Origin of the sequence: Candidatus Angelobacter sp. (genome assembly GCA_035607015.1) — a bacterium.
Taxonomy (GTDB): Bacteria; Verrucomicrobiota; Verrucomicrobiia; order Limisphaerales; family AV2; genus AV2.
Map to the genome: position 1 here is coordinate 1 of DATNDF010000224.1, position 2,670 is coordinate 2,670.

Annotated in this window: 2 protein-coding genes; one reads left to right on the forward strand and one right to left on the reverse strand. The window is 58.4% G+C overall.

The window, feature by feature from the left end:
- Nucleotides 1–171 precede the first annotated feature (171 nt).
- Nucleotides 172–1,203 carry a lysylphosphatidylglycerol synthase transmembrane domain-containing protein gene (locus tag VN887_09230; GenBank protein HXT40193.1) on the forward strand — a complete coding sequence of 344 codons (1,032 nt, stop codon included), beginning with the start codon at nt 172–174 and terminating at the stop codon, nt 1,201–1,203.
- Between the two features lie 33 nt (nt 1,204–1,236).
- On the opposite strand, the gene VN887_09235 is transcribed toward VN887_09230, so the two are convergent.
- Nucleotides 1,237–2,352, reverse strand: coding sequence for a P1 family peptidase (locus VN887_09235; protein ID HXT40194.1), 1,116 nt, complete (start codon nt 2,350–2,352; stop codon nt 1,237–1,239).
- Nucleotides 2,353–2,670 lie beyond the last annotated feature (318 nt).

The following is a 2,670-nucleotide window of genomic DNA, read 5'->3' on the forward strand; positions in this document are numbered from 1 at the left end:
CGCGGGCGTGGTCAAAGAGAAACGATGGCTGGTCATGTTGGTGCACGAGACTCGCTGTGTACAGATATCACGGAAGAAGAGATGCGGCGTCGCCTGATCCAGCGTGTGGCCTGAAGTGGTTTCAGCTATTTTGCTGCGAATTGATTCCATGACGAACCGAGAAGACTCGCATTGAACACAACCGCCGCAGCACCCGCAGGACGCAGTTCGCGATCGCGAGCGTATATATGGTTCGGGTACGCCATTTCGGCGACGTGTCTGGTTTATGTTCTGCATGGCTTTCACGTAAAGCGCGCGATCGACCAGCTCGCGGACGTGAGCTGGCGGTGGGTGGCCCTGGGAATTACGTTCGACGTTGCGAGCTACGTGGTGCAGGCGCTCCGGTGGAAGCTGCTGCTGGCGCCATTCGGACGCGTGAAGATGCGGGATGCGACGCGCGCCGTGTTCGCAGGATTGTTCGCGAACTTGATTTTCCCGCTGCGGCCGGGCGAGTTGTTGCGCTCTTACCTTGTTTCGAAGGCGGAGGACATCGGCTTCGTCAGGGTGGTGGGTTCTGTACTTGTCGAGCGGCTGATCGATCTTGTGGTGACAACTGCCGGTTTGGCGGTGATGTCGCTGTTCGTGCCGTTGCCCTCGCGCTTCCGGCATGGCGCGAATGCCTTGGGAATAGCAACGCTGGTGCTGTTGGGCCTGTTCATTGCGATGATCCTGTACATCGAACTTCGCTTCGGCGGCGACCCGCGGCGGATGTCCGGCGGGAAGCGGGTACCGGGGAAGCTGATGTCGGCACTGATCGGGCTGCATGCCATGGGAACCTCGCCGAGTTTTTATCCGGCGGTTTTTACGTCGTTACTGATGCCGTTTTGCCAAGTCTTGGCACTGTGGGCGTTGATGAGGTCATACGGCATGGGCCTGCCGTTTCTCGCGGCGGTCGTCGTGCTGCTGGTGATCAACCTCGGCGTCTCACTGCCGAATGCGCCGGCCAATGTGGGGTCATATCAGTTTTTCTGCGTGCTGGGACTCAACATCTTCGAAGTCGAAAAAAATACCGCGGCGGGTTTTTCGTTTTTCGCTTTCTTCGTGCTGACGATTCCATTCCTCTTTCTCGGATTCTATGCAGTGATTCGCAGCGGACTGTCGATGCGGTCCATGCGCGAGCAGATGAGCCGCTTGCCAAGTGAAGCACGGGCGACGCAGGGCTAGCGACTGTCTCCACCATCAAGCCAAAAGTTCTCTCTATTGAGTTGAAGACAGGCGATTATATTTCTTGAGCAGTTCGCGCAAACGATCGTGGGGGAGTGCCTCGACTGTGCGGTTGTTAATGCCGGTCATGGTTTTTGCCGCGACCATGGCGTTGACGACGGCTTCTTCGACCGCCTGGACAGTAGCTTCGAAGAGTGGGTCCATGTGATCGTTTGGCATCATCGTCACTTGCGATGGCTTTTGCGCGAGGCCCGCGCCGGGATTCGCCGTGGAGAAGCCGATGAAAATGTCGCCGGAGCCGTCGCCGGAAATGCTGCCAAGGCGGCCGAGACCAAGGGTCACACGACGGGCGAGGCGTTTGAGTTGCGTCGGGAGAAGCGGAGCATCCGTGGCGACAACGACAATGATCGAACCGCGATCTTCGACGGCTGGATTGCCGTGCAGCGACCAGATCGGTGTTCCTGGTATTTCCTGGCCGACGGGCACTCCAGCAATTCGCAGCAGGTGACGTGAGCCAAAATTGCACTGAACAAGTACGCCAACGGTGTAGCCGCCGAACTTGTCGGAGAGTTTGCGGGAGGAGGTGCCCGTTCCTCCTTTGAATTCAAAACAGATCATACCCGTGCCGCCGCCGACATTGCCCTCTTCAATTACGCCTCCGTGGGCGCTGTCCATTGCCGCGAACGCATCCGCGGGCGTGACGTGGAAGCCGTTGATGTCGTTCAAATAGCCGTCCCAGGTTTCGGCGACCACGGGCAGCGACCACCAATCTTCCGTGGGCGCTTGAAAGCCGTGGTGGAATTCCCAACTGATTACGGCATCGCGCACGACGCCGACGCTGTGCGTGTTGGTGATAAGCACGGGGCCGGTGAGAAAGCCGGACTCCTCGACCCAAGTGGTGCCCGTCATTTCACCGTTGCCGTTTTCCGTGAACCAGCCGGCGAAAACAGGATCGATAGAGTTTTTGCCGCGCGGAAAAACGGCGGTCACGCCCGTGCGCACGGGTCCCTGTCCGACGACAAGTTTTCCCGAGCCTGAAATGAGGGTTTGGAAGCCCACTTCAACGCCCGAAACGTCTGTGATGGCATCGAGAGGACCGGGTGTGCCCTCAAAGGGGACGTCAAGGTTGCGTGCGCGGGGCTGACTCATCTGCGCGGAGCATGCAGGCGAAAATGTGGCAAGGCACGCAGCAAAAATGATTAAGAGTTTTGCGAATCGCATGAGTTGTTTCTCCTTCGGGTCACTACACACTGGCACTGCGGGTGTTCGTTCTGGGCAACGAGCATCGTTAGTTCTTGAGTTTGAGCGAGGCAATGAAATCGGCACACGCACGATTGAGCAACGCTGTATTCTTCGCAAGTTCTTCCTCAAGGATTTTCGCCTGCGCAGCCGCGAGCTTCCAATTGCCGGCCTCGGCAGCCTCGGTCACGCCAGGCAGTTCGAGATGCGCGTAGGTGAAGCGCGCGG